The 26267-nt window shown below is 48.4% G+C and carries 24 protein-coding genes and 1 tRNA gene; 8 read left to right on the forward strand and 17 right to left on the reverse strand.

Features of this window, described 5'->3' with window-relative positions; translation table 11 throughout:
• Positions 1–134 precede the first annotated feature (134 nt).
• Both EKM73_RS01210 and EKM73_RS01215 read right to left on the reverse strand, forming a co-directional pair.
• Positions 135–653, reverse strand: a complete 519-nt coding sequence (locus tag EKM73_RS01210; RefSeq protein ID WP_125700172.1) for a GNAT family N-acetyltransferase — start codon at positions 651–653, stop codon at positions 135–137.
• A gap of 28 nt (positions 654–681) precedes the next feature.
• Complete coding sequence (locus EKM73_RS01215; RefSeq protein ID WP_125700173.1) at positions 682–1128, reverse strand: flavodoxin domain-containing protein; 447 nt, start codon at positions 1126–1128, stop codon at positions 682–684.
• A gap of 457 nt (positions 1129–1585) precedes the next feature.
• Here EKM73_RS01215 and EKM73_RS01220 point away from each other — a divergent pair, with 457 nt between their 5' ends.
• Entirely contained in the window at positions 1586–2320 is a 735-nt protein-coding gene (locus EKM73_RS01220) for a hypothetical protein (protein WP_125700174.1), read from the forward strand.
• Positions 2321–2410: 90 nt separating this feature from the next.
• Here the strand turns inward: EKM73_RS01220 and fabV are convergent, their stop codons facing one another.
• Entirely contained in the window at positions 2411–3601 is a 1191-nt protein-coding gene (fabV, locus tag EKM73_RS01225) for an enoyl-[acyl-carrier-protein] reductase FabV (RefSeq protein ID WP_125700175.1), read from the reverse strand.
• A 209-nt stretch (positions 3602–3810) separates the two neighbouring features.
• On the opposite strand from fabV, the gene EKM73_RS01230 reads away from it, so the two are divergent.
• From EKM73_RS01230 to EKM73_RS01240, 3 genes are all read left to right on the forward strand, one after another.
• Positions 3811–4089, forward strand: a complete 279-nt coding sequence (locus tag EKM73_RS01230) for a hypothetical protein (RefSeq protein ID WP_125700176.1) — start codon at positions 3811–3813, stop codon at positions 4087–4089.
• A gap of 384 nt (positions 4090–4473) precedes the next feature.
• Entirely contained in the window at positions 4474–6261 is a 1788-nt protein-coding gene (locus EKM73_RS01235; protein WP_125700177.1) for a DUF5776 domain-containing protein, read from the forward strand.
• 131 nt (positions 6262–6392) lie between these two features.
• Positions 6393–8195 carry a DUF5776 domain-containing protein gene (locus EKM73_RS01240; RefSeq protein WP_125700178.1) on the forward strand — a complete coding sequence of 601 codons (1803 nt, stop codon included), beginning with the start codon at positions 6393–6395 and terminating at the stop codon, positions 8193–8195.
• Between the two features lie 52 nt (positions 8196–8247).
• Here EKM73_RS01240 and EKM73_RS01245 read toward each other — a convergent pair whose 3' ends face one another.
• The 4 genes from EKM73_RS01245 to EKM73_RS01260 all read right to left on the reverse strand — a co-directional run bounded on the left by EKM73_RS01245 (position 8248) and on the right by EKM73_RS01260 (position 11444).
• Entirely contained in the window at positions 8248–9246 is a 999-nt protein-coding gene (locus EKM73_RS01245; protein ID WP_125700179.1) for a tRNA dihydrouridine synthase, read from the reverse strand.
• A gap of 275 nt (positions 9247–9521) precedes the next feature.
• A complete protein-coding gene (locus tag EKM73_RS01250; protein ID WP_125700180.1) occupies positions 9522–10493 on the reverse strand; it encodes a DUF4097 family beta strand repeat-containing protein in 972 nt (323 codons plus the stop codon).
• On the reverse strand, positions 10490–11134 hold the full coding sequence (locus EKM73_RS01255; protein ID WP_125700181.1) for a DUF1700 domain-containing protein: 645 nt from the start codon (positions 11132–11134) through the stop codon (positions 10490–10492). The genes EKM73_RS01250 and EKM73_RS01255 overlap by 4 nt, the downstream gene beginning before the upstream one ends.
• Positions 11127–11444: a PadR family transcriptional regulator gene (locus EKM73_RS01260; protein ID WP_125700182.1), complete on the reverse strand. Its 318-nt coding sequence runs from the start codon at positions 11442–11444 to the stop codon at positions 11127–11129. The genes EKM73_RS01255 and EKM73_RS01260 overlap by 8 nt, the downstream gene beginning before the upstream one ends.
• Before the next feature lie 259 nt (positions 11445–11703).
• Between EKM73_RS01260 and EKM73_RS01265 the strand changes: the two genes are divergently transcribed.
• Positions 11704–12261 (forward strand): cysteine hydrolase family protein, encoded by a 558-nt coding sequence (locus EKM73_RS01265; protein ID WP_125700183.1) that lies wholly within the window; start codon positions 11704–11706, stop codon positions 12259–12261.
• A 404-nt stretch (positions 12262–12665) separates the two neighbouring features.
• Positions 12666–13601, forward strand: a complete 936-nt coding sequence (locus EKM73_RS01270) for a C39 family peptidase (protein WP_125700184.1) — start codon at positions 12666–12668, stop codon at positions 13599–13601.
• Between the two features lie 521 nt (positions 13602–14122).
• Here the strand turns inward: EKM73_RS01270 and EKM73_RS01275 are convergent.
• Complete coding sequence (locus EKM73_RS01275; protein WP_125700185.1) at positions 14123–14851, reverse strand: MerR family transcriptional regulator; 729 nt, start codon at positions 14849–14851, stop codon at positions 14123–14125.
• Between the two features lie 433 nt (positions 14852–15284).
• On the opposite strand from EKM73_RS01275, the gene EKM73_RS01280 reads away from it, so the two are divergent.
• Positions 15285–16973, forward strand: a complete 1689-nt coding sequence (locus tag EKM73_RS01280) for an aryl-sulfate sulfotransferase (RefSeq protein ID WP_382386986.1) — start codon at positions 15285–15287, stop codon at positions 16971–16973.
• 358 nt (positions 16974–17331) lie between these two features.
• Here EKM73_RS01280 and EKM73_RS01285 read toward each other — a convergent pair whose 3' ends face one another.
• From EKM73_RS01285 to EKM73_RS01295, 3 genes are all read right to left on the reverse strand, one after another.
• Positions 17332–18009, reverse strand: coding sequence for a YoaK family protein (locus tag EKM73_RS01285; RefSeq protein WP_125700186.1), 678 nt, complete (start codon positions 18007–18009; stop codon positions 17332–17334).
• Between the two features lie 127 nt (positions 18010–18136).
• A complete protein-coding gene (rihA, locus tag EKM73_RS01290; protein WP_125700187.1) occupies positions 18137–19069 on the reverse strand; it encodes a pyrimidine-specific ribonucleoside hydrolase RihA in 933 nt (310 codons plus the stop codon).
• A gap of 131 nt (positions 19070–19200) precedes the next feature.
• Positions 19201–19272, reverse strand: a tRNA-Gln gene (locus EKM73_RS01295).
• Between the two features lie 251 nt (positions 19273–19523).
• Between EKM73_RS01295 and EKM73_RS01300 the strand changes: the two genes are divergently transcribed.
• Positions 19524–20516, forward strand: a complete 993-nt coding sequence (locus EKM73_RS01300) for a LacI family DNA-binding transcriptional regulator (protein ID WP_125700188.1) — start codon at positions 19524–19526, stop codon at positions 20514–20516.
• A gap of 775 nt (positions 20517–21291) precedes the next feature.
• Here EKM73_RS01300 and EKM73_RS01305 read toward each other — a convergent pair.
• From EKM73_RS01305 to EKM73_RS01335, 6 genes are all read right to left on the reverse strand, one after another.
• Positions 21292–21684, reverse strand: coding sequence for a VOC family protein (locus tag EKM73_RS01305; RefSeq protein ID WP_125700189.1), 393 nt, complete (start codon positions 21682–21684; stop codon positions 21292–21294).
• A gap of 32 nt (positions 21685–21716) precedes the next feature.
• A complete protein-coding gene (locus tag EKM73_RS01310; protein WP_125700190.1) occupies positions 21717–22487 on the reverse strand; it encodes a fructose permease in 771 nt (256 codons plus the stop codon).
• Positions 22488–22502: 15 nt separating this feature from the next.
• Positions 22503–23510 (reverse strand): zinc-dependent alcohol dehydrogenase family protein, encoded by a 1008-nt coding sequence (locus EKM73_RS01315; RefSeq protein WP_125700191.1) that lies wholly within the window; start codon positions 23508–23510, stop codon positions 22503–22505.
• Positions 23511–23527: 17 nt separating this feature from the next.
• Positions 23528–24403 (reverse strand): fructokinase ScrK, encoded by an 876-nt coding sequence (scrK, locus tag EKM73_RS01320; RefSeq protein ID WP_125700192.1) that lies wholly within the window; start codon positions 24401–24403, stop codon positions 23528–23530.
• 660 nt (positions 24404–25063) lie between these two features.
• Positions 25064–25456: a VOC family protein gene (locus EKM73_RS01330; RefSeq protein WP_125700194.1), complete on the reverse strand. Its 393-nt coding sequence runs from the start codon at positions 25454–25456 to the stop codon at positions 25064–25066.
• Between the two features lie 16 nt (positions 25457–25472).
• The gene (locus EKM73_RS01335) at positions 25473–26213 is read right to left on the reverse strand and encodes a fructose permease (RefSeq protein WP_125700344.1); all 741 of its coding nucleotides are present in this window, start codon (positions 26211–26213) and stop codon (positions 25473–25475) included.
• Positions 26214–26267 lie beyond the last annotated feature (54 nt).

A 26267-nucleotide genomic window follows, 5' to 3' on the forward strand; every position in this document is an offset into this window, starting at 1 on the left:
CAAACTCAGTGCATAAAAAAAGAAGCCACCGCCGGCACTAGACCGGTAACGGCTTCCGTTAAAATTATTTTTTTCGCATAAACATTTCGTTAGGCTCGGTTCGTTTGGTGACTAACGGTTGCCGCCAGCCCAGCCTAGATAAGCTTTTCGTAAACGAAGCAGACATCGTCGGGATGGTAAACGCCGTCGATCTGGCCGACCTTTTTGAAGCCAAACTTTTCGATCAGGTGTTGCATCTTCAAGTTGTCCCGGTGGGTATCGATCCGGATACTCTGAGCTTCCGGATGATGTTCATCGATGTAGTCGAACAAATCCCGGAACAGTTGGGATGCGTAGCCCTTGCCCTGATGATGGGAGAAGATAGCGACCCGGTGAACCGTCACGTACTTCGTCGCGTCGGAAAGCCATTCCCCCTTCATCGTATCGTAGGCGTGGTCTGGCGCTTCAATCACGGCAGCGACCCCTAACGTTTCGTGGTCATCACTGTTGTAGATAACGGCCCGGCCATCCTCAATGTCGCCTTCGATAACAGCGCGGTTGGGATAGTTGTTCTGCCATTGGTCGATACCGGCATCGGCAAGTTGCTTCTTACCATCTTCAATAATGTCACAAACTAAGTCAATTTCTTCTGCTTTTGCTTTACGTAAATACATTCTGGTTTCACCTCGTTAAATTTTCCGATTAATCTTCAAAACTCTTTAAGACGCGTTGGGCGAGTTGGTCAACCCGGGCCAAATCGTCGGCGTCTGGATCTTGGTCAATTTTGACGGAATCCGCCACCTGTTCACCGTTGCTAGAATTCAACTGAATCGTTAAATAATCCACGGCCCGACCAAAATGCAGGTGCTTTTTAGAGCTAGAGCCTAAAACGGCAAACTTCGTCCGATTCAGGTCGACTTCTTTCAAATCCTCAAAGAAGTCTTGGGCCTCATCCGGCAATTCACCATCATGATAGGTATAACTGATCACGATAACGGCGTCGGCTTTCGGCAACTCGAAGGCATCCGCCTGTGAGATCTCCGTAATCACCGTTTGAGCTCTGGACGCCAACTGGGCTTGTAAATGGCCAGCGAGTGCGCGATTACGACCAGACATACTGGCAAAAATGATTTGAATACTTGGGGTCATAGTTGTGTGGGTTCTCCTTAATCGTCAGCATTGGATTGTGGCGCGTCTGGTAATCAGGTCAGCGGTTAGGTCACGCCAACCGATGGATCAACGGCCAAATGATGTTGCGACCCCACCACATTGGCGGCAAGGGTCGCTATAGACTGCTGAGTATTATAGACCTTTTTTCACCGATTCCCTAGCAAAAAGCAACGACTCTCAGAAAATTGTAATTTGGCTTCGCTTACATAAGGATAGTGCTAAAAAGGCATTATGGCGGGCTTATAATCTAGTAAATTAAGCTAAGAACTATGCTCAAGTATCCATTTGAAGCAAAACTAAGTAATTCTTAAAGCAAAAAATAATACTTACGGTTTTTTATAAATATTATAATTAATTAACACTAAGCATATTGCATGACTTTTTTCTTATTTCGGCGTATCATCAACTTCATCTAGAAGAAAAGGAGTAACCTAAATTGCCAAAAAAACAGATAACCGATGAAAATGGAAAAAAATTTACAGTTGTTGAACAGCTTCCCTGGTATAAACGAAAGGTGGTCTGGATTTCAATAGCAGGCGCGCTAATTCTAATTTTCACACTAATCAATGTATACTCAACACACACAACTGGAGAAGCTAGCAATCAAGATTCATCTGCAACTGCTAGCTCCACCTCATCTTCAGACGAAAGCCAAGCATCCTCTAGCGCTAAGGAACAAGATAGCAAATCTTCAATAACCACTGGTAAGCTTTCCGATGACACTACTTATACGTTAGTCGATAGCAAAAAATATTTACCAAAGATTACCGATACCTCATGGAAATCAGGTAGCCTCTCAATTAAAAATGTCTACATAACCAAAACTAAGCCATTCAAGTACAGTGATGGCGGAGGTAGTAAGACCATTAATGGCATGGTAGTATTATCTTACTCATACAAATCTGGTGAAGATGTGCAACTTTTTGACAGTCAATCAAAGTTAAGTACAAGTGATGGGCAGCAAGTCGATATAGATTCTTTCGACAGTAAGAACATTAGTGATATTGATAAAGGTGTGACCAAGCAAGGGGAAGCAGTATTTCTGCTCGAAAACATGTCAGACGTCAAGAAAATTAACAATATTCGATGGCGTTTCGATGCATCACCGCAAAATGATGATGATGACGATATTCTCCACTCATTTGATTTCCAAATTCCTTTAAAATCATAAAGCTTTAAAGGCAATGACAGGAAGGGAAACGCAATTAATTTTTGCGTTTCCTTTTTTATATAATAGACAATGCAGATTTCAAATGCTAATTTAGTAAACCAGACCATTTAACTCGGCCCTATCAAAGTCGACGGACACTCCCGGAACATCAAAACCACTCAGTTGGCGGAATTCCCGTCGATACTGCTGGTAGCCTGGTAGATCCGACGTAAAGGTCGCTGGCGTGATTTTTGGTAGCAGCTGGGCCACTTGGCTCTGTGTCGCCGCCGAAAGTTCCCACGTATCCGGTCGCAACCGCCCCAAGTCGTCAACCTGCCGCTGCCGACCATAGACCATGTCGCGGAACAACCGATCTTGGTGTTCCACGGTTGTTTCATGCGTGCCACTGACCTGTTCCGCCTGCAACAACGCCAAACAGTACCGCGAGAATCCGGGAATAACGGCCGATGCCTTGGTCGTAGCCGACCGGTTCACGCTAATCAGAGCTTCACCACCATTTGGAGATAGCAACGCCTGTAATCGCCGGGCACTGGCCTCGGCTGCCCGCTTCGCCTGCCCCAACGTGCCATCGTGATAAATAACCGCAGTCGCCACGGGCCCCTCATAGGAGAACAGAATCGTTTTACAATTAGGCGCGAGAACGCCGGCCGCTTTGAGGGCTCGCACCCACAGCTCCCAGTCCTCGCCACCCATAACGTGGGTCGTCGCCGCAACCTCTTCCGGGGTCGCGGGCGCTAGTGTTTGCGTTACTAATTTTTCATGTTCCAAATCCACTGAATAATCGGTGACCGGCGCCCCAATTGGCTTGATTACTGAACGCCAGACCTCATCGGGATCTTCTGGATTGACGCGTTTGGGTGCCGCAACCGAATACACCAATAGGTCGATTGGCCCATCCAAGCGTTGCCGAATATAGTCGATTACGAGTTGTTTCGTACTACTCAGAAAGGCATTGGCATTAAAATTCTGCGCAACGAGTCCAGCCCGTTCCGCAGCCTGCTTGAAGTATACCTGGTTCCACCAGCCAGCTGCCCCGAGGAAGTCGCCTTGTGGCGGCCGCGCATACCCAACCGAAATAGTGGTAGCACCTTGTCCAAATGCCGCCGTTAATCGACTCCCCAATCCATAGCTGGCCGAGCCGCCAAGAATCAACGCCCGTTTGGCCCCGACATAGGTTCCCCGTTGCCGGACGGTTTCAATCTGTTGGGCCATCATGCGTTTCAAACCATGTGGATTGACTGCGCGGGCAACGTTGCCCGTGATTTTTTCCGATAACTGCATGCTGTTCACCGAGCTTTCTATTTTTTCTCTAATTTATCACTTTTTAATTGGAAGCGATACCTTCATTTTCACCGCAACGTTTGCCGCTAATCGCCCGTCAGACCGGCGAAAAATACTAGTTGCGCAGACCAACTAACTTACGGTATGATGGTTGAGCTGCTCATCAGAGTTCAGCGGAAATCAGGCATAAGTAAAGGGGAATTTTCAATATGTTTAAGAGTAAACTCGCAAAATCTATTATTGCTTTAGTCGCAGTGGTCATCGTTGCCATTGCCATTCCAGCCGCTGTCGGCAACAACAACGTCGAAGCTTCCGGCGACTACACGTTCAACGGCAAGACTTACAAGTCTGAAGACGCCAAGAACGCCGCCGTTCGCAAGTGGAACAACAGCCGCCTTACCGACACGCAAAAGAAGCTGGTCCAAGCTGCCAACGACGAAGCCGCTGCCTCAACTGGCTTCACTAGCAGTATCTACAAGGCACGTTAATAACTATTTAATTAAGTTAAGATGAACGATTGAAGGCGTTAGTTCGACATGAGCTAGTGCCTTTTTAATGTGGTCTTTTCATCATCACCTTATCTAAAAATAACCGGTACGCTTCCAATAAACCTCACTTTTAAGATTGCCGACCAATCTTGTTCCAATATTACTGACTTTTTGCAAAAACGACACTCTACGGTGCATAGTTACCAATAAATACATTACTAGCAATACAAATTAAGTAACATAATTCTATAAATTTTAAGAATGATCTCTTAATTATCTCGTTGCTTACAACCCTGTCACATAGAAAAAAGCATTTACATATCCAACCAGTTAAGTGTTAAAATTATACCGTAATAAAATAGTTACTCATTAGGAGGTATTCGTATGAAAACTGTCCTACATAGATTAACAATTGCTGGACTAGCACTAATTTTATTTACCGGTGTAACGGTTCCTACCGTTGTTCAAGCCGATAGTTCCACTGATACAACGATTTCCAGTTCCACTGACGATGTCAAAGCCACTGTTGGCATCGTTGACCTACCTTACAGCGTCATTCAGGAAAGTGATGGCTCAATTAGCCATGAGCCATGGTACCCTGGTTCGCAAACACTCACAACGGAACAAATGAACAGTGGTACTAATTTTACAAATGATTTTCCAAATAAGTATCCTGGTATCACTAGTGCGCCAGTGGACGCTGGAACTATAGCTTCCCTAACTTTCACCCCCATTACCCTTACCTCCAACAAAAAGCTTGTTGATTATCTGATTAACTCAAATTTTTTCGCTGATAGTTCGATAGATGCCCAAACCGCAACAACAGAATTTTCAGATTACACTGCCCTCATTGCTTGGATTTTTAAAGTATCAGCAGAGTATAAGATAGGTACTCCCTTTCCAACCATTAAAGCGGACTACGAGACAAATATGCAGGATAAGGCAATGAATGCCACTAAATTCATGCAACTTAATGCAACGGATAATTTATATGACGGTTTCTTTGATACACTAGCGCACTTCCAAGAACTTCTGGATGATCTACCTGACATGAAAACATCCTACCACGTTAACCCCAGCTATACCGATTCACAATTGGCAACATTAAATCCCGATGCTAGTGCAGACCTAGCAAGGAAGGCCTTAAACACCCCGTTATCTCAACTCGTTACGAAAAATGGTGATACTTATGAAACTAATGGGCTACTCGTTGCCCTTAGAGATACCCCGGCGTTCTATTCCTTTAAGCCCGAAACCGACACAACTACAACGCCTAGCGTAACCAGCCACCCCGTCACCATCCACTACGTTGATGACCAAGGAAACACACTGAAGCCAGACAAAACTTTAACTGGCTCACTCGGCGATTCTTATAAGGCGGAGCCCCTAACCATCAACGGTTACAAATTAATCAAGACGACCGGTCAGGAATCCGGTACATTTACAAGTTCTGATCAGACTATCACCTATACTTACGGTAAAATGGCGGCCGACACAGTGTTTAAAAACAGTGTCATCTATGCTACTAAGAAAATTAGCCTCTACTCATCCCCAACCTTCACAAACAGTGCCCGAAAGACCTGGTACGCTAACAAGTCGCGGATGAACCGGCCAATGTTCAAGGTCACTGGTACCGCAATTTCCCAAAATGGCGTTAAGCGCTATAAAGTCCAGGACCTCAACGGTAAAGGTACAACTGGCTACGTAACAGCTAACGCCAATTATGTTGCACCACTTTACTACGCGACTAAGCAAAACAAGATTACTGTGATTAACCCCAAAGGTCTGAATGCCTATGCCAATAAAGCTCTGACCGGCAAGCGGACCAACTACAAGCAAGGCCAGGTTCTCAAGGTGACAAAAATTGTTAACTATGACCTCACTACTCGTTTTGTGCTAAGTAATGGTAAATACATCTCTGCCAATAAGAAGTTGGTCACCGCTGGTAAGGTAGTGATGCCTAAGCGTGTTCAAGCCAAGACGGCCATCAACCGCTACGACACAGCTAACTTAACCAAGAAGAACAAGCACATCGCTAAGGGTACCGCGCTCAAAGTTACCGGCTGGGCCTACTCCAATGCCAACAATTTCCGTAAAGGCGACATACTCCGTTACAAAGTCGCTGGCGGCTACATAACCGCAAATTCAAAGTTCATTAATGACATAAATTAATTTATAAAATTGTGATTAAAGCAAGTCAGGGCGCCGTTGTCCTGGCTTTTTTTGATTATTATAGGCAAGATTTTCCTCCCATTTCATGATAGACTAATACCATCTAAATAAGCAAAAGACGAGGTGAAACCATGATGACACTCATTCAACGACTCACCCTAATTAGCCTATCGCTAATCTTGATTGGTGGGGGCCTAATGCCTACCATCGTTCAAGCCGCCACTCGCCAACCAACTGAGACTGCACCCACTCGTTCCAATAGTCAACAGACCTACACCTTCGATTCCGCCGAACTCCCGTATAATTTCATTACGGATGCCCAAGGAAAGACTAGCAAAATGTTCTGGTTTCCCAACGCCACCGCTCATGAATTTACGACAGCGGAAATCACTGGATCAGATTTTGCCCAAAAACTGACCGGTAATCATCAGGTCGACATCAACGCTTCCAATGTAGCCAATGCCATGAACAACTTAGCCGTGTCCGGCCTCACCATCGACCCTAACGAACCGCTAGCCCAATACTTATTTGATAAAAATATCGTTCCAACTGCCACCAACCTCGAGGATTTTTCCAAGGCCTATAAAGCTTCAGCTTATATGTATGCTTGGATCTATCAGGCCGCTGCGGATAAAGTGATAAACAAGGTTGACTTCAACACCGCCAAGGCACACTATGAAACGACCTTAAAGAAAAAGCTCGTGTCCCTTAGTAACCTGATAGGCCCAGAAATGCTCAACGCTTTGAACACCATATTTTCCGACGAAACCCAGTATGATGACAATTTTGCTGGTCTCTTGTTTCTCGCGACTGCTAATTATTTAACAACGCCTCCGGAAGAGTTGGTGAACTTAGACCCTTCCGCGTCAGAAGCAAAAGCAGGTCAACTCATCAAAGAACCAATTAAAGCATTCATTCACACAAGTAATGGCAAAGTCATGGCCGATGGTGTATTGACATCCTATGCGGTGCTGATTCCGATTACCTATGCGTTCAAGAATCCGAGTGCCCCGGGACCAGGCCCCACTCCGCCCCCCAATCCCAATAGTCAGCCTGTTACTATTCACTACCTCGATGAACGGGAAAAGGTCCTCAAGCCGGCTAAGACTCTGATCGGTGCCCTCGGCGACCACTACCAGACCGCCCCTCTCACCATTCCCGGCTACCACTTGGTGAAGACAATTGGTCAGGAGACCGGTATTTTTACAACTAGCCAACAATCCGTCACCTACACGTATGCTAAAAATACCGTGGCGCCAGTCATTAAAAACAGTGTCATCTACGCAACTAAAGGATTAAACCTATATGCCAAACCAACTCTTACTCGGTCCGCAAAGCAAGCACACTATGCCAAGAAGTCACGGATGAACCGACCAATGTTTAAAGTCATTGGCTTCGCGACCTCCAAAAACGGTGTTAAACGCTATCGGGTAAAGGATCTCAATGGTCGCAGGGTGACTGGCTACATCACCACTAGAACCGATTACGTTGCACCCGTCTACTACGCTGGCAAACCAAAACAGCTTATGGTCATCAATCCCCAAGGTCTGAACGGTTACGCAAAGAAGAACTTAACCGGTAAACGTGTTCACTACCGGCAGGGACAAGTCCTTCGCGTCAAACAGATTGTCAGTCACAACCTAACCACTCGTTTTATCCTCAGCAACGGTCAATACGTTTCTGGCAATAAGAAGCTGGTCATTGCTGGCAAACACGCGCTGCCTAAGCGTATACGCACAAAAACGGCCATCAACCGCTACGGTACGGCGAACTTATCCAAGAAGAACAAGCATATCGCTAAGGGTACCATACTCAAAGTTACCGGCTGGGCTTACTCCAATGCCAATAATTTCCGTAAAGGCGACACACTCCGTTACAAGGTCGCTGGCGGCTACATCACCGCCAATTCACGATTCATTCAGGCGATAAAATAACTGCAAAAAAGGACCTGAGGAAAAATTCCTCAGGTCCTTTTGCTAAATACTCTTATTTCGTAAATTCCGAATCCGCCAGCAACTGCCGTACTTCATCGGTCGTATGGGTCTCCATCATTGCATTCCGCAAGCTAGCGGCGTTGGGTTCACTCCGCACGTAAATCTTGAAGAACCGCTTGAGGGAGGCAAACCGCGATGTATCGAACCGTTGCTCGAATTCATCGTAGAGATCGAGTTGGTAATCCAACAGCCCGAGTAGTTCCTTGACGTCATGGTGTTGCGGCGTCTGCTCAAAGGCGAACGGACTCGTGAAGATGCCACGACCAATCATGATGCCGTCTACACCAGGATGTGCCTTGGCTAAAGCCACGCCATCTTGGTAGTTTTCAATATCCCCATTTAATTGTAGCAAGGTATGTGGGGCTACCTCATCACGCAACTTCACGATGTCATCGATCAGTTCGTAATGGGCAGGCACCCGACTCATTTCCTTCTTCGTCCGCAGGTGAATCGTCAGTAACGGAATGTCCTGTTTGAACAGGAAGGTCAGCCAGTCGCGCCATTCATCCAGGCGACTGTAGCCCAACCGCGTCTTCACACTCACGGGCAAACCGGCCGTCTTGGCACCGGCAATCACAGCCGCCGCGCTATCGAAGTTACGAATCAGGTCACTCCCTCCGTGATTCTTGATGACAGTTGAATCCGGGCAACCCATATTGATATCGATGGCCTCGTAACCCCGTTCCTTCACGTTCTCTGCCGCGCGGGCAAAGGCTTCCCCATCGTTGCCCCACAACTGGGCAACCGGCATGTGGGCCTCTTCAGGCGCCACGTAGAGCCGGCCAGCAACGGTGAATTTAGCCTTGGGATGGGTCACACTGATGGCATTGGTGAATTCCGTAAAGAAAACGTCGGGTGCGGCTGCCCGTGCCACGACGCGCCGAAAGATGGCGTTCGTGACAGCTTCCATTGGCGCCAAACTGAAGAAGGGCCGGTCTTCGGCCTTGGCGTGATCCGCGATGTTTTGCCAGTAAGATGATGAATCAGACACGATAAAATCTCCTCTAGTACTTGTATTTGATGTTTAATCCGGTATAAAGCAGTCATTACATTCTACCACGTTTCGCCCCAGAAGCCAGAAAAAAGAGTGGGACAAAAAGTGGTTAGCCGGTGAGCATTAAGGCTGATAACCGAATAATCCTGGTTTTGGATTGTTTGGTTATCAGTTTTAAGCGGAACCGGCTGCCTTTTGGCGCACGTTTCGACCATATAAAATGGCACAACAAAAGAGTCTGGGGATTTGTCCCAGACTCTTCCATACGCTGCTTAATCTGTTTGATTTGAGACCCGCACATCGCCGTCACCCGCCGTTAATTGGTACTGCGACTTGGCTTCCCGCCGCAGCCAGTAACCGCTGTGTCGGTGTCTGCCGAGGACTGTGATATCGCTCATGTCGGCATCCTGTGAGAAGACTTTAGCGCCCGCCGACTTGGCGATATCCGCGTGAATATCCCCATCATTCGTGCTTACCTTAAGTTTCCGCGTGATTCGGTTACCTTGGAGGTTGACGTCCCCATCGTTCGAATCGATACGGCCACCGCCCAGCCGACTGGTCGACACCCGCACGTCGCCGTCGGTCGAGGTAAACTGATTATCGTTTGCTGTTAACTGACTATTCGAGATCCCCATATCCCCGTCATCGGCGTTGACCCGCAGCTGCTGGGCCCGCACATGGTCCGCGTAAATATCGCCATCGGTTGAATTGACCGTGACGTTCCGATCAACCCGCAATGCGTAGAGGTTGACGTCATCCGTGTTTTCAATGGCCACTTGCTTGGCCTGCAATTGGCGCAGTGAAAGACTGCCGCTGCCCTTCTTCACGACAATACTGTCTAACTTTTTATCTCGCGGCACGGTGATCAGCACGCCGCCGTTAGTCGTCGACCGATCCGATAAGCTAAAGATCGAGACGTTTAGATGCCGCGCTGAATTGCCACCCTTGATGGTCAGCGTCCCCTTATCCACACTGGCCTTAGGCAAGCTGGCATCCCCATCCATGTAGCTGACAGTCACGCGGTTGGTATCGCCATCCTTAATGGTAACCGGCGCCTTCGAATCCACCACGATCCGCTGATAATCACCCGGATGATAGCTGCGTTTGACTTCCTGAATCGTTTTAAATCCCCGCGTTGACTTATTCCAAACGACAGCCTTGTCGCCATGATTCATCCAGCCAATACCGAACAAGACGGCCCCCAAGACCATCAAAGTTATCCCAATCTTTAAGCTCCGTTTCATAGCTTACGCCCCCGTTCTGCTCGACTCCGTGGAATGAAGCGACGATAGATTGCCTTTGCCGCCCATGACAGTGCCCAAACCACTTTACTCCCGAACCATTTCAAGATTAACCACCCGATGATGCAGGCGCCCAGAGAAAATAACCCGATCCCCAGGTAAAAGAGTCCCGTCCATGGCGTCTGCCAGATGACGAAGAGTCCCGCAACAATGCCCACTACTCCGAGGGCCATCACACTAAACACAATTGCGATTACAGCGACGACCAGGCTCCCCAGCACGGCCACCATCGCAAATAATAAAGCTGCCACCACAATCAAGATGGGAATCGTGACTGGCGTCGACAACAGTGCCAGCACAATCAGCCAGACCGTCCGCACGTTATTCTTAGTCGCCTGCACGCTAGACCGTGACTGTCCCGTTGACGCATTTTCCTTAGTCTCGCGTTCACTCATCCGAATCGAGTAATCCGCTAAGACCTTGCGCGCCAACGACCGAGGTGTCCCCAACTCGTCGACGGCCTGCTGATACGTTTCGATTCCGGCATCCAGTAAGTATTCGCGGTAATATTCCACCACGTCTTGTTGCTCCGCCGTTGTCAGCTGACCCAACAACTTTTCAATGGCCTGAATGTAATCATTCATGCGTGTTTCCCTCCAATAACTGTGAAATTGCCTGGCTAAAGTCCAGCCAGTCCCCTTGAATTTCTGCTAAACGCTCTCGACCACTGTCCGTCAACCGGTAGTACCGGCGATTTCGCCCCTGGAAGGGTTCGTCGTAGGTGTCCAGCCAGCCATTTTTCTTCAGCCGCCGCAACACGGGATACAGGGTCGATTCCGAGATTGGCAAGAGTTGCCGTACTTCTTGCGTCAGCGTGTATCCGTAGTGGTCCTGCTGCGTCAGCAAGCCCAGCACGCTACCGTCGAGAAGCTCGGTCGGTACCTGAATGGCCATATGCTTTCCTCCTCACAATATTATACGCGATATAATATGAATTCATCAATAGTATACGAAACTCCGTGGTGCCTGTCAATGTTTCCTGCTAGTTATTTTATAAATAATGACCTGCCCGGCAAGACTGTTATCATCTAGCCGACAACGACTCATTATTAATGAATTCGCCGTAGTTATTAATCTGCTAATAGCCAGCCCCATTGACAACGACCTGCTTACTCGGCATACTAGTCCAAATAAGGTAAGGAGACGATCAGATATGACCAATCATCAAGCATTGTTAATTATCGACTACACCAATGATTTCGTGGCGGATAAGGGTGCCTTGACCTGCGGCGAGCCCGGGCAAAAACTGGCCCCGGCAATCGTTACGTTGGCAGATCAGATGCATCAGGCCGGCGACTGGGTCCTTCTACCTACAGACGTCCACACGCCTAACGACCCCTACCATCCTGAGACCAAGCTTTTCCCACCCCACAACGTTCGTAACACTTGGGGCCGCGAACTCTTCGGTCCGGTCAAGGATTGGTTTGATCAACATATCGCGGACGATAATGTCTGGCTGTTCGACAAGACCCGCTACAGCGCTTTTGCCGGAACCGATCTCGACCTGCGACTACGCGAACGCCACGTGGACACCCTCCATTTAACCGGCGTCTGCACGGACATTTGCGTGCTCCACACGGCAGTTGATGCCTACAATCTGGGCTATCAGTTGGTGATTCACCGCAATGCCGTGGCCAGCTTCAATCAGGTCGGTCACGACTGGGCGTTGAGCCACTTTGAGACGGCGCTGGGCGCGACGATTGTGGATTAATAATCATTAACGACAAGGCTGTATTCTCTCTCCAAAGAGTGGATATAGTCTTTTATGACGTTACGACAAAGTTTTAACACCCTTCAACAATTGTCTTTTTTAAGCTAAAGCATGAAAAAATCTCAATGTTAGCAGGTATCATTGCTTACATTTAGTTACTGAATCGTGAAAGCACAATATTATTCCCGCTTTATTTTAAAAATAGCAATTCTTCTTTGCAGTCCTGAATCCCTTATAAAATAAGGCTTTAGCACCATACACAATTTCATTCATTACAAAACAATCTAATTTAAAATTTTTTTCATATGATTAAAATCTATGTTTTATATATATAATGTCGTCCCTCAAAACAGTTTTGATGTATAATCAAGACTGTGACAAACATACATATAGGAGGAACCACAATGGTTAAAATTAGTCTAAGCAAAAGACTACTCCGCAATGGGGCAGCCCTACTCGCTATCATTACGGTTGGTAGTACCGTCAACATCCCGCTGACAGCACCCGCATCAGTTACCGCCAACGCCGCAACGAAAGCGGTTCCAGAGCAAACCAGTAAGTCCTGGAAGTCATATAAGCACGAAATCCACTTTGTTAAGAAGGGCTACAAGGTCTATCAAAACAAGTGGCACGCCGTCTCATCTTCAAACAAGCTTTTCCACAAGGCTTACAAAGCAAATGGCAAGTACAAGTTGAGTAATGGTCGGACTTACTACCGGCTCTACAACTCAAAGAAGACTTACTTAGGCTACGTTAACGCTCATGCTGTAGCCACTAGCACGGCAAGCAAGGTTTTGAAGGTTCCTTATGTCAGTCAATACAAACCCGTCTTTGCGCCTTGGGGCTGTGCCTCAGCTGCGATGACCATGTTACTTCGCTACCGTGGTGTGAAAGTTAACTTACGTTACGCACAAGATCATTTACCAATGGTTCCAACCAAGGGTGGTCAAAAGGGTAATGTTTACACAGGTGTCGGCTTCGGCCACGTCATTACCGCTGCCGCATTAACCAAGTACTCTCACCACTGGACGAAGCGAACCGCAAACATTTCCAAGGCCAACGCCAACACCATCAAGATGTACGTTCAAGGTGGCTACCCTGTCTTGTTCTACGGTTACTCTTCTTACCAAAAGAACGGTGATAAGAAGCGGAATCATTGCAAGGTTATCGTTGGTTACAAGAATGGTAAATTCAAGGTTAACGATCCCCTTTACTACAGTTCAACTGCTAAGGCTGGTACCGGTGGTAAGAACATGAAGTACGACCACGGTGCTATTAGCTGGGAAACTGTTTCTCACTTCAACAAGGAATACGGTAAGCAAGCTATCACAATCTATTAATTAGGTGTGATTAACTGAAAACAGTCTATTAGCCGCTATACATCAGATGACTGATGCGTAGCGGCTTTTTTGTGCTGCCATTTTCTTCCTTAACTGTAGTGTCGCGACTTTTCTACTCATTCAAAGATTATCTCTCTAATTTCACGTTGCCGAAACGTGCTCCACAAGGCAGGCCCCTGCGCTTAACCCCAATAAGGAAAAATCCAGGCCCAGGATTTTGCCCTTATTGACGTTAATGCTCAGGACCTAACCGCCTTGTTCCGCACTCTTTTACCAATCTAAGAATTTCTTACCTAACACTTATCGTAGCACCGTAGTTTCTCCTGAGGATTACTTGTAAACTAAGCTCTGTTGAATGGCATTGGCCATCAGTTTGGTACTCCCCTCACCAAACACAAACAATTCAGATTCTCCTCCCCCTTTGTTTTGAAAGCACCACTCCTCCTCTAAATGCGAAATATCCTGGCCAGTTTCCCCGCTGACCAGGATATTTCATTTCACTAACCTAAATTATTGTGAACTTACTGCTGCTTCATCCGCCCCAGTACCTCCACACAATAATTAGTCTTCCCGCAAACTGGACAGGTCAGCTTCCGCGTCTTGGGTGTATGCCCCGACCAGAAGGCCTCCTTAAACTGCGGCCGGAACTGGCTGGAACAGGCCGGACAGATATAATCGACCGCCCTGAAGTAATGACGGACGGTCAGTGCCGCGAAAATCACAGCTATCACCATCGCTGCCCCAAAGATCCACCAGTTACCGACGACAATGCTGTAAACCAGAGCAGCTACTTCAATCGCATCCATCACCAATCCACTAACTACCATGTTCACGTGAATCCGACGTAATCCCTTCTTGTTTGCCATAATTAAGTCCATGTCTTCAATCGATTTGATGGGCACCGTGGCAAAGTCAGCGAGTCCGGCACGTACCTGCATGACCGTCTTTAGCTTCTCGGCATTTGCTGCTTGTTCGTCTCGCAATCGTTGTTCCTGCTGATCCAACACGAGTCCTAACACGCGAGATGCCTGGTCACTGTCTATGATTTCCTGAATAGCCGCCAAGGACAGGTCCATTCCCTTAAGCAAAAGAATCAGCTTTAATCGTTGCAGATCCGCCGCGGTATACAGACGCCGACCCCCTTCACTGATTTCGGTTGGTCGCAGGAGCCCACGTTTGTCGTAATATTGCAAGGTTCGCACCGACACGTGAGCCTGCTTGGCCAGTTCACCCGTTGTAAATTTAGACATGGCTTTCACCTCCTACCTTAGGTATACCCGATGACGTGGCGTAACGTGCAAGGGCCAAACGTCTCATTTTAGAATTAACCGTTTATTTCCCGGGGAATATTTCAAAATCGTCGTATTTCCCGGGTTATTATTCTCCATTATACCGTAACCAAGGCCATAGTCAGATTGCTACTGGCTAGTGAAATTCCGTTCACAAAGTTCACTGTTGTCCATCGTCACACGCCCCTGCTATTCCAGGCAATTATCGTGATTTCCGTCTAAACCAACAGTTTGAATTCACAAGATGATCACATTTTCTTCCCTGAAGTCTCAATCTTTGGTAATATGCCTGTTTTATACCAGTGATATATTAGATGTGTTACATATAAGGGGCGAACTGATCTTACGGATCAGTGGCCCCTTTTTTGCATATTTTACGAAGGAGATGTTTCACTTGCACTTTAAATACCCCCGACTAACTGCCTTTGCAGCCACATTCCTAGTCATTCTGATAGTTGGCATCGCCGGCTGCTCAGCGACTAAGAGTAGATCAAACTACGCCATCAAGAACAACCAGGTTGCGTTGAGTGATTCGCAGATCAAGAAGAATCTGGATACGAAGATCATCACTACCCGCCAAGACTCGCAAAAAACCGCAACTGCTAAATACAAGGCCGCCGCGGAGAGTTCTAAATACACGTTGGCCAGTCCCTACGTGAAGGTCAATCCATATGGTACTTCGCCGCTGTCCGCCCTGGTCACGTTTAAGACTAGCAACGCTGTGAAAGTCACCTACACCGTCGTCGGTAAGACCGACAAGACGTCGATCACCAACACGGTCAAGGGTGGCTACACTACCAGCCATCAGGTTCCAGTAGTTGGCCTTTACGCGGACACCACCAATACCGTGAAGATCACCGCCACGACAAAGGCTGGGAAAATCCAGACCAAGACGTTAAAACTAAAAACCAGTGCGCTCCCTAAATATATTAAGAATGCGACGATTACCACTAAGAATGTCGACAAAACCAAGATGGCTATTGGCAAGAATAAGCTGACCGTCATCAACCGGACGACCAAGCAGCCCTTCGCCATCGACGCGGACGGCGCTGTGCGGTGGTACGATACCAACTATTCCCAACACACCATCGAACAGTGGTCTAACGGCCACATCATGATTCTTTCCAAGAAGAATCAGAACTCCGACGTTTATAACGACTTGATTGAAACCGACTATCTCGGGAGAGTTTACAAGGAATACGGCTTTGCCAACAAGACCAGTAGTACCGATGGCGGCGTCGAAACGACCGTCATCCACCATGACTTGGTCGAGCTGCCCAACCACAACTTTTTAGCCACCGTTTCCGATGGATCGAAGTATAAGGAAGACACCTTGATTGAGGTTTCCCACAAGACCGGGAAGATCGTTAAGGTCATCGACTTGAAAAAGATTCTGCCGAAGTCCATGTGGGCCAACTACAAGAAGGGTTCCGATGGCAAGATCGACTGGTTGCATAACAACGCCGTCGACTACAATAAGAATGACAAATCCATCGTGCTCTCCAGTCGGAATCAAGATTTAATCATGAAGCTCGATTACAAGACGGGCCATATTAAATGGCTGTACAGTGGCAAGAAGAAGTCCAGTTGGCCTAAGGCTTACCGGAAGTACGTTCTGACTCCCACCAAAGGGACGATTACGACTGGTGGCCAACACGGGTTATACCTCCTGAATAATGGTGGCAAGAACTCGGCCAACAGCGAAAACTTCATGTTGTACGACAACAACATTAACGTGACGAACGGAAACAAGCGTACTTCTGGCAAGTACTCGCAAGCCGTTCAGTACCACGTCAACGCCAAGAAGATGACCATCACCTCGACCTGGTCCTACGGCAAGACGTTGGGTAAGACCAACTTTACCAGTGTGATTGGCTACGCCGAAAAGGAAAATAATGGCAACGTCCTGATTGACTTCGGTTACAAGGCCGGTGGCCAACAGAGTAATATCATCGAAGTCACGAAGAGTGGTGAACAGGTCTTCAATGCCACAATGAAGAACGCCTCATCCAAGGCTTACGCTTATCGGGCTTACCGCGTGCAATTCTACAACAGCGCTTACGCTTTCGATGCAACAAAGTAAGGGTTAGAATACCGTCTCGTGCTGCTAGTGATGCCGGCGGTTGTGAAAAAGCAGTCTTGCATTTTAACTTGAAACTGGCTGAATGGGACAAGTACTTTGCTTCAACGATAGTTATATTAAAAAATGCGGTTCCCTAATGGAATCGCATTTTTACATTGTTAAGAAACGACGATGATGGTGACATCAATTTAAGCCGGAGGAGGCCAGGGATACAGGTAGCTGTGTCGGCAATGTTTGGAAGCTTGCCTGAATTTGGCGAGGTTTCAAACCGAGTCGTAAGCCCGTACTTCGGCTGGAGACGGTCCCCATAGCAACCGGAATCCTTGGCAGCCACAAGGCGAAGCGCCTTTATTCCCAATTAATGTTTCCATCGGCGGCGGTTCTGCTGGTACAGCCAAACTAGTAGCGCAACAACCAGCACTGCCGGCAAGAGCACCGCGTAAGCCGCCATAAACGATGTGAAGGCGGCTACCAGCAATGCGCCACCGATGAAGCTCACCATGAGGGCACCGGTATCCAACGCCTTGGCACGAGCATCACGATTGCGATAGCGCAATCCATCGTACAGAGACTCCGAAATATTCCGCACATTGCCGGTCATCATGAGCGGCGTAAACGGTGCTCCCTTGATTTGCCGAAATTCCTGCAGTTCCGCCGCGGCCGCTAATGATAATAATGCCGCTAGCACCATACTCGGCAGATGATTATTTAATAATAGTACAATCATTAATAATACCAGCATATAACTCAACACGCTCATTTGGGAACTCACACGAGATTTTTCTAGAAAATGCTGAAGCATCCGCACAATGACCGTTCCCACAACGAATGCGAGGAGTGATGTCAGGTAGCGGCCCACTACGGCCAGTTGGAAGTGCCCCAGGCTAATACCCAATAGAATCAGGTTCCCCGTCTGGAGACCAGCAAAAACGGCGCCGTGTTCCAGATAGGAATAGGCGTCTAGCGCCCCCGCAACCATGGTTAAGCCACAGCCGAACAGCAATTGTTCGTGGGCGGGAAATGTTATTTGTCTCAATTCAACTCACCTCTCTGAACTTTCTGCGTTCAAATAGTGTAGCTGAAATTATTTGATTTTTGATTAAGACCCACAAAAAGCCACAGCAACACTCCGCTCGGTTGTTGCTGTGGCTTACTTTAACGCGTTATTTAAAAGTCTTTAAAGAATCCGTGATCAGCTGAATAAAGGCCGGACGGTCAATATCCAACAGCACGTCCGTATTCTTTGGCTTGCCGGTCAATTCGTAGTAATCACAAACCGTTTCGCCACGAACCAGTTCGCCCTGCGTTTCAACATCCACGTTCATCAGCTCACTCTTAAACATTTCTGGATGAAGGAGCCAAGCAATCGTGCACGGATCGTGGAGCGGTGCCCCCTTGAATCCCCATTTAGGATTCTCATGGTAGACCTCAAAGAAGTTCAGCAGGCCCTGAAAGGCATGAGCCACGGGATTATTGATCTCCCCAATGGCGGCAATTTCAGGTTTGAGGATCTGGGCCTTATGCGTCACGTTCAACGGTGCCATAGTTAGCGGAATCCCAGCATTAAGGACAATTTTGGCCGCCTCGGGGTCGACGTAGATATTGAATTCAACGGAAGGTGTCCAGTTGCCAAGACCCATCGCACCACCCATGAAGACAATCCGTTCGATCTTTTGCTTGAGTTCCGGATAGACCCGTAGGAATAGGGCAATGTTAGTCATCGGCCCCGTCACCACCAGTGTCACGGAATCACTACTCTCCCGCAAGGTCTTGGCAATCAGTTCGATAGCGGTCATATCCTGCACGGCAAAGTCGGGATCGGGCAGATCAGCCCCATCCAACCCAGACTTGCCATGGACGTTCCCGGCCGTTTCCAGTGGCTGCATCAACGGTGTCCGATTACCACCAGCAACGGGAATCTCCTGATGGTGCATCAGCGTCAATAGCCGCATAGCGTTGTTTAAGGTCTTCTCCGGCGTCTGGTTGCCGGCAGAGGCAGTTACCGCCAACAGATCAATCTCGGGGCTTGCCAGCGCCAGCATCATGGCTAACGCGTCGTCGTGACCGGGGTCACAGTCCATAATTATTTTTTTCATAAGGAAATCGCTCCTATCTGTTCATTTCGATTAATTTCCATTCTATGCTAAGATGATTGCGCTTACAAGTTTCTGTAAAAAACAAAAAAGTTCCGTCGAACTTAATCGACGAAACTCCTGTAAACCTCTGATTGGGCTAGCTGGATTCGAACCAGCGCATGACAGGATCAAAACCTGTTGCCTTACCACTTGGCTATAGCCCAATGAATTGGATAAATTACTTACCCCAACAGAGAATAATTCTATCATCTTACCCTAGGTAAATGCAACCCTTTTTTTCGAGATTTTTGTCCAATAAGCAGAAATAGTTGACGACACCCCCATGAAACCGCTACGATAAACTATAAAATACTTGATAATGACAGCCATCAATAGGGTGACTGATCTCGCGGCTGTCTAATTATCGTTTTTGTGCTTTGATAATACAATTATTAATAATAAAGAAGTGAACTGTATGTCAACTAATATCACAATCAAAGACGTCGCCAAACAGGCCGGGGTATCGGAAGCCACCGTTTCGCGGGCACTCAATGATAGCCCTCAGGTCAAACGCGATACCCGCCAAAAAATCCAAAATATTGCCCGTAACCTCGGCTATCGGCCCAACGGCCTTGCCCGTAGTATTCGGGTCCAAAAGAGCCACACGTTGGGAATGATCATCCCCGATATTCTAAATGGTTTCTTCACACAGCTCAGCCGAGCCATTGAAGACACGGCTAGTCAAGCCGGCTACGATGTCCTTATCGTTAACACCGATGAACACCTCAATAAGGAAGCCAAAGCTATTAATCTGATGCTTGAGAAGCAGGTCGATGGTCTCATTATTACCAGCGCTGGTAACAGCACCGACTACCCGAAGATGCTGGGCAACACGCCCGCCGTCTTCGTGGATCGGATGCCCCCCGCCGATGTCGTCTCGCAGTATGACCGCGTGCTCGTGGACAACGCACAGGGCACCCAGGCCATCATTAACTGCCTGATTAGCCGCGGTGCTCAGCGCATCGGCATCATTAACAGTTCCGTCTCCGCAACTGCCAGAGAGCGACTACAGGGATACCATCAGGCATTGGCAGAAGCCGGACTACCCACCGACCCTGCCATTGAAGCCACAGCGCGAACCGATGGCAGTAACGTGCCCCAGATGACCCGCCAACTCCTGGTCAACCAGAAGTGTGACGCGCTCTTTGCGGCGGACAATACCATCATGACTGGCGTACTGACCAAACTTCCTGATCTTCAGCTCCCTGCCTTTCAGCTCGGCGCCTTCGATGACAACGACTGGTTTGACTTTCTCCCCCAGCCCATCGTCACGGCCAAGCAACCCATTTCTGAATTGGGCCGCATCGCCGTTGAGCGAGTTCTCGCCAGAGCAGCCGACCATCAGCTCCCAACGCAAGAATTCCGGCTACCAGCTGAGATTATTCCGCGGTCGGATAATGCCCGGTAACCTTGCCAAATCAGGCTTATAGCGGATCACACATTCCCACAACCATTGTGTGTTACCACCCATCTCTGCTAGGTTTCCGATTGAAACTCAGGTATACTCAAGACATCAAGCAATCACTATATTTCTGAATAATCCAAGCAAAAATCCTCGCCGTTATCGACGAGGATTTCTTAGTCACTGATTGTGTTTACCCAAGCTATAGGTCAAAAATTGTCGCCTACGGTTGCCAGGGATTCTGCCGCTGTGGGGACCGCCTGCAGCCAAAGAACGGGCTTTCAGCTCGGTTTGAAACCTCTCCAAAAGCCGGCGAGTTTCCAAACACGTCCCACGCTGTAAGACCGGGAAAAACCATCGCCCGGTCTAACACCGTTGCCACGGCTGGCGCCATCCCTGGCCCCCTCCGGCTTAGCTAATTTTTCACCTGAGCATTAGCTAAATGAATCGTTTCATTCATTGCCTAATTTTAGAGTATAACGAACATTTTTCTTAACTTCTGTCGTTAACCCCATTTTGGAATCTTATATCATTAACTGTATACCATCTAATATGCTACTCTCATGATTAGTCAACTATCTTTCAGGAATGTAGCCGGCCGTGACAATGGCTTTAGCTGGCGTCTTTCAGCCAGGTTAGACCATGGGACGAGCTTGGCGCCTTACCGTAATTTGGTAAGGCGTCAAGTCGAGGCGAGAGACCGCTTCACAGGCTCTCGCCGGTCCCCACAGCAGACGGAATTTCTGACAGCCGCAGGCGACACTTTATAGTTTATTTATCGTTAATCTAAGATCTGGCAGAACTCGATGGTTTCCTGGTTAGGACCCAGAATGTTAAAGAACCGAATGCCATGATCCCAGAACGATGGAATCGACTGGACTTCATCGTTGACGAGGGTCAAGCCCTGTTCCTTAGCTGCAGCAAACGCCTGATCGACATCCGTCGTGTTCAACGAAATGTGATTGATGGCGCCGGCTGTCGGATTAGTCGGGTCGCCTTCCCAGGTTTCAATCGTCAAATTTCCGAGTCGCATGAAGGCACAACGGTTCTCGCCGTTAGGAAAGAGCCCGGCCTGCGTGAAGCCCAGAGACTTGTAGAAAGCAATGGTGGCATCCAAATCAATTGACGGAATTCCCACGTGCTGAATCCCAGTAATATACGAACTAACTGACATATCTAACGCTCCTTTGAAGTTTCCCGTGACCGCTACTTACCAACATCGACCTGTTGGTGCTTCAGCTTCGGGAAGATTACCCGATCGGCAATCCCCGTAATTCCGCCTTGTGCAAGGAAGGCGAAGACCGTTCCCAGACCAAAGTTCACGAATGAGTGGGTGATCAACAAGGCAATGATGGCCATAATGGTCGGCGGAATGTACGATGCCCACATCGCTCTGGCCGCGTTCCCCTTGAAGTAACGGAACCGCAGAATCTGCATCAAATCATCGGCGGGATGTAAAACCAAGTTGACCCGCTGATAGATCGAGATGGCAATGGCGATCAATGCCACCCCTAGGAAGTTCAGGGCAATGTAGCCGGCAACCATCCCGGCACTATGCGCAACGGGGAGTCCCGCAAACATGGAAGTTTTCCCGTTGAAGAAGTCCGCAAAGACCTGAATCAACGCGGAAAATGGCACCATGAAGGCCATATTTCCAGCAATGCGTTTCCAGTCCCAATGATGAATCAAGACGGCGTTTAGCGCGGCGGTCAGGAACCCTAGGATCAGGAATGCCCAGAAGAGATTCCAGTGAAAGGCCGCCCCTAGATTAGCCTCGGCAGCTGACCAGTAAGCCGCTCCCAAAAATGACGGGTGAATCTTGGCGCTGGTGACTAACGTGAGGACGTTCCCGGCCGAGTTAATCACGATCGACAGGGCGAAGAAGGCTAACGACTTTGACATCGAAAGGGTTCGACCACTGTCGACGTCACGACTCTGCGCGCCATCGTTGAATTGACTTACTGCTTCAGCTCTCATAATTATCCCTTACCTTTACTGGTTGTTGCCAACCTTGACGACTGCCTTGCTGACACCCTTGATTTTACCGTTAAGGACATCTTCGACTTGTTCCAAACTAACTTCGTGACTGATCAGGGAATCGACATCCACTTCGCCACTGGCCATTAAGGCAATGGCATCTTCAAAGGCGTATGGGTTGATGAAGGCCCCTTGGATCTTCAATTGCTTTTGGTAAACTTCGTACGTGTTCATGGAGAAGGTTTGATCTGGCTTGCCGACCCCAAACATCAGGACTTGGGCACCCTTTCTGGTAGCGGCAACAGCTTGTTCCTGCGTCTGTGGTAACCCAACGGCTTCGATAACAACATCGTAGTCGGCAGGAATGCTGTCACGCTTGGTGTTGTAAGTGTTGGTAACGCCAAATTTTTCCTTGTTGAAGGCTAATTTTTCATCAATGATTCCGGCAAAGTCTACTTGGTGAACACCGTAAGCTTGCAATAACTGAACGAATAACTGGCCCATGAACCCATCACCGATGACTAAGGCCTTTTGATAAGGCTTAACGTCGATCAGGCTCATCCCGTGAACGGCACAGGACAGTGGTTCCGTCGTTGCGGCGTCCTTTAAGGAAACGCTTTCAGGAATCGGGTAAACAACGGATGCTGGTGCGGTGAAGGATTCCTCCAGGCCACCATCACGGGTAACCCCGACGGCTGACAGATTATCACAGAGTTCTGGGCGATCCGTCCGGCAATACTTACACTGGCCACAGTAGATGTTAGGGTCAACGGTGACTCGGTCACCAACCTTGACGTTGGTGACGTCGCTACCAACAGCGGCGACAATCCCGGAGTTTTCGTGTCCCAAGACGATTGGTGGCACGGCATTGGCAGAGCCAGGAAGACCCGCATACAGCGCACGGTCGGTCCCACAAATACCAGCGTAAGCGGTGTTGACCAAGACCTCATTCGATTTAACTTCTGGCTTCTTCAAATCTTGAATTTCCATTTGTTTCGTTCCAGTTAAGACTAAGGCTTTCATAATTGAAATCTCCCTTTCTATTTTTTGTATTCTTTAAGTGCGAGGGCAAAATCACCCAACGTTGCAGAACCATTATTTTTAACCGCCGGCATCACGATGTAATCCTCGAGTTTGCCAACGTCGACGTAATCATTTAATAATTTGGCAAATTCGGCGCGAACCTTGACCAAGAAGCCTTCGCTAACGACACCGCCACCGAAAACAATCTTGTCGGGCCGAAGCATCAGCGTTTCCTGCAAGGCGGCTTGGGCCACGTAGTACGCGAGGATATCCCAGACGTGATCCGTCAACGGCACGTCCTTGCCAGGTTTTCCCAGCCGCGCATCGAAGGTTGGGCCACTGACCAAGCCTTCCAAGCAATCGCCATGAAACGGGCAAATACCTGGGAAATCCAAATCATCAGGGTGGCGCTTCAAGCGGACGTGCCCCATTTCAGGATGGCCAAGACTCCCAATGAAGTTACCGTTGACGATAGCCCCGGCTCCCACGCCAGTCCCAATGGTGAAGTAGACCAACGAGTTAATTTTCTCATTGAAGAGCGTCGACATGATGTATTCGCCATAAGCCGAGCCATTCACATCGGTCGTCCAGAACATGGGGATGTCGAGGTCTTGTTTGAGCCGGCCCACGAAGTCCGTATCGGCCCAACCCTTCTTAGGCGTATTTGTAATGTACCCGTACTTCGGTGAATTATGCCGGAGCTCAATAGGACCAAACGACGAAATTGCGATGGCCTTAACATCCGGGAACTGCTTGAAGTAGGCGATAGTTTTACTTAACGTTTCTTCAGGGGTCGTCGTCGGAATCCGCACCTTGTCCAGTACCCGGTAATCTTCATTACCGACGGCACACACGAATTTCGTTCCCCCAGCTTCAATACTGCCTAGTTGCATAAATATTGCCTCCATCTTTCGTCGGGGGTCATCACCCACGACACATAATTAATAGGCTATGAATCACTAGCCCATTCACCTTTAAAGCGCTTTCAGTATAACATCAGAAATACCCTGAATAAGCCCCTTTCACCAACCTAAAATTTTCAGAAAGCCCAAATGCAGCACGCTGTGGCCCGGATGTAATCGATTACATTTTTCGTACATCTCGAGCCACATTCCTATAAACGATGGTGAATAGAAAATAGTACGGACTTGCTTGCAGGCCACGTATAGGCAATGAAACCGTTTTCGCGGCTTTGTTTTTTGCCGACATCGTTGAAGGTAATTAATCATCTAGGACCAGTTACTGCCATGGCTGAAGATCAGTTCAGCCGGAGGAGGCTAGGGTGGCGCCAGCTGTGACGACGGTGTTAGGTCGGGCGCTTGCTTCTCCCCGGCCTTACAGCGTGGGGCGTGTTTGGAAACTCGCACGATCCTGGCGAGGTTTCAAACCGAGCCGGAAGCCCGGTCTTTGGCTGAAGGCGGTCCCCATAGCAGGCAGAACCCTAGCAGCCGCAGGCGACATTTCTCAGTCATGACGCAAAAAATCCTCGCCGCAATCGACGAGGATTCTCTGTCTCTAATGCAATTCTCTTAAATGCTCTAGCCGGATGTTAATTAATCCAGAATCTGGCAAAATTCAATCGTTTCGTGGTTCGGGCCGAGGATGTTAAAGAAACGAATCCCGTTGCTCCAGAACGTTGGAATAGATTGGATTTCATCGTTGACCAGATCTAACCCTTGTTCCTTAGCGGCAGCGAAGGCTTGATCGATGTTGGTCGTGTTCAATGAAATATGATTGATGGCGCCGGCTTGGGGATTGGTTGGATCGCCCTCCCAGGTTTCAATCGTCAGGTTGCCTAATCGCATGAAGGCACACCGGTTGTCGCCGTTAGGGAATAACCCGGCTTGTTCGAATCCGATGGACTTGTAAAAGGCAATCGTCTTGTCTAAATCACTTGATGGAATCCCGACATGTTGGATGCCGGTAATGAAATCTTGTACTGCCATAAGTTAATTTGCTCCTTTAATCGTCAATTTTACCTACGTCAACTGCTTGGTGTTTCAGCTTTGGGAAGATCGTCTTGTCGGCAATCCCCGTAATCCCACCTTGGGCCAGGAAGGCAAAGACCGTTCCCAGACCAAAGTTTACAAATGTATGGGTGATGATTACCGCAATGATGGCCATGATGGTCGGTGGAATGTAGGAAGCCCACATCGCTTTGGCGGCGTTCCCCTTAAAGTAGCGGAACCGCAGAATCTGCATCAAGTCATCGGCTGGATGGAGTACCAAGTTGACCCGTTGATAGATGGAAATAGCAACGGCAATGAAGGCGACCCCTAAGAAGTTCAGCCCAATATAAAGGATGACCATCCCCATGCTGCGTGCCTCCGGTAGGCCGGCAAACAAGCCCGGATACTTTCCAGTGAAGAAGTCTTCAAACACTTGGATCAACGCGGAGAATGGCACCATGAAGACCATGTTTCCGGCAATTCGTTTCCAATCCCAGTGGTGAATCAAGATGGCATTTAGCACCGCCGTCAAGAAACCCATGACCAGAAACGCCCAGAATAGATTCCAGTGAAACGCGGTCCCCAAGTTGGCTTCGGCCGCTGACCAATAGGCCGCCCCTAAGAAGGACGGGTGAATCTTGGCGCTAGTAACCAGCGTTAGCACGTTCCCAGCCGAGTTGATCACTAGTGATAATGCGAAGTAGGCAATGGCTTTCCCCATCGAGATTGTCCGCCCATTACTGGTGACATCCATTGTTTCAGCCCCTTCGTTCAAATCAGTTGCTGCTTCAACTTTCACAATTATCCC

The organism is Levilactobacillus fuyuanensis, assembly GCF_003946395.1.
GTDB lineage: Bacteria > Bacillota > Bacilli > Lactobacillales > Lactobacillaceae > Levilactobacillus > Levilactobacillus fuyuanensis.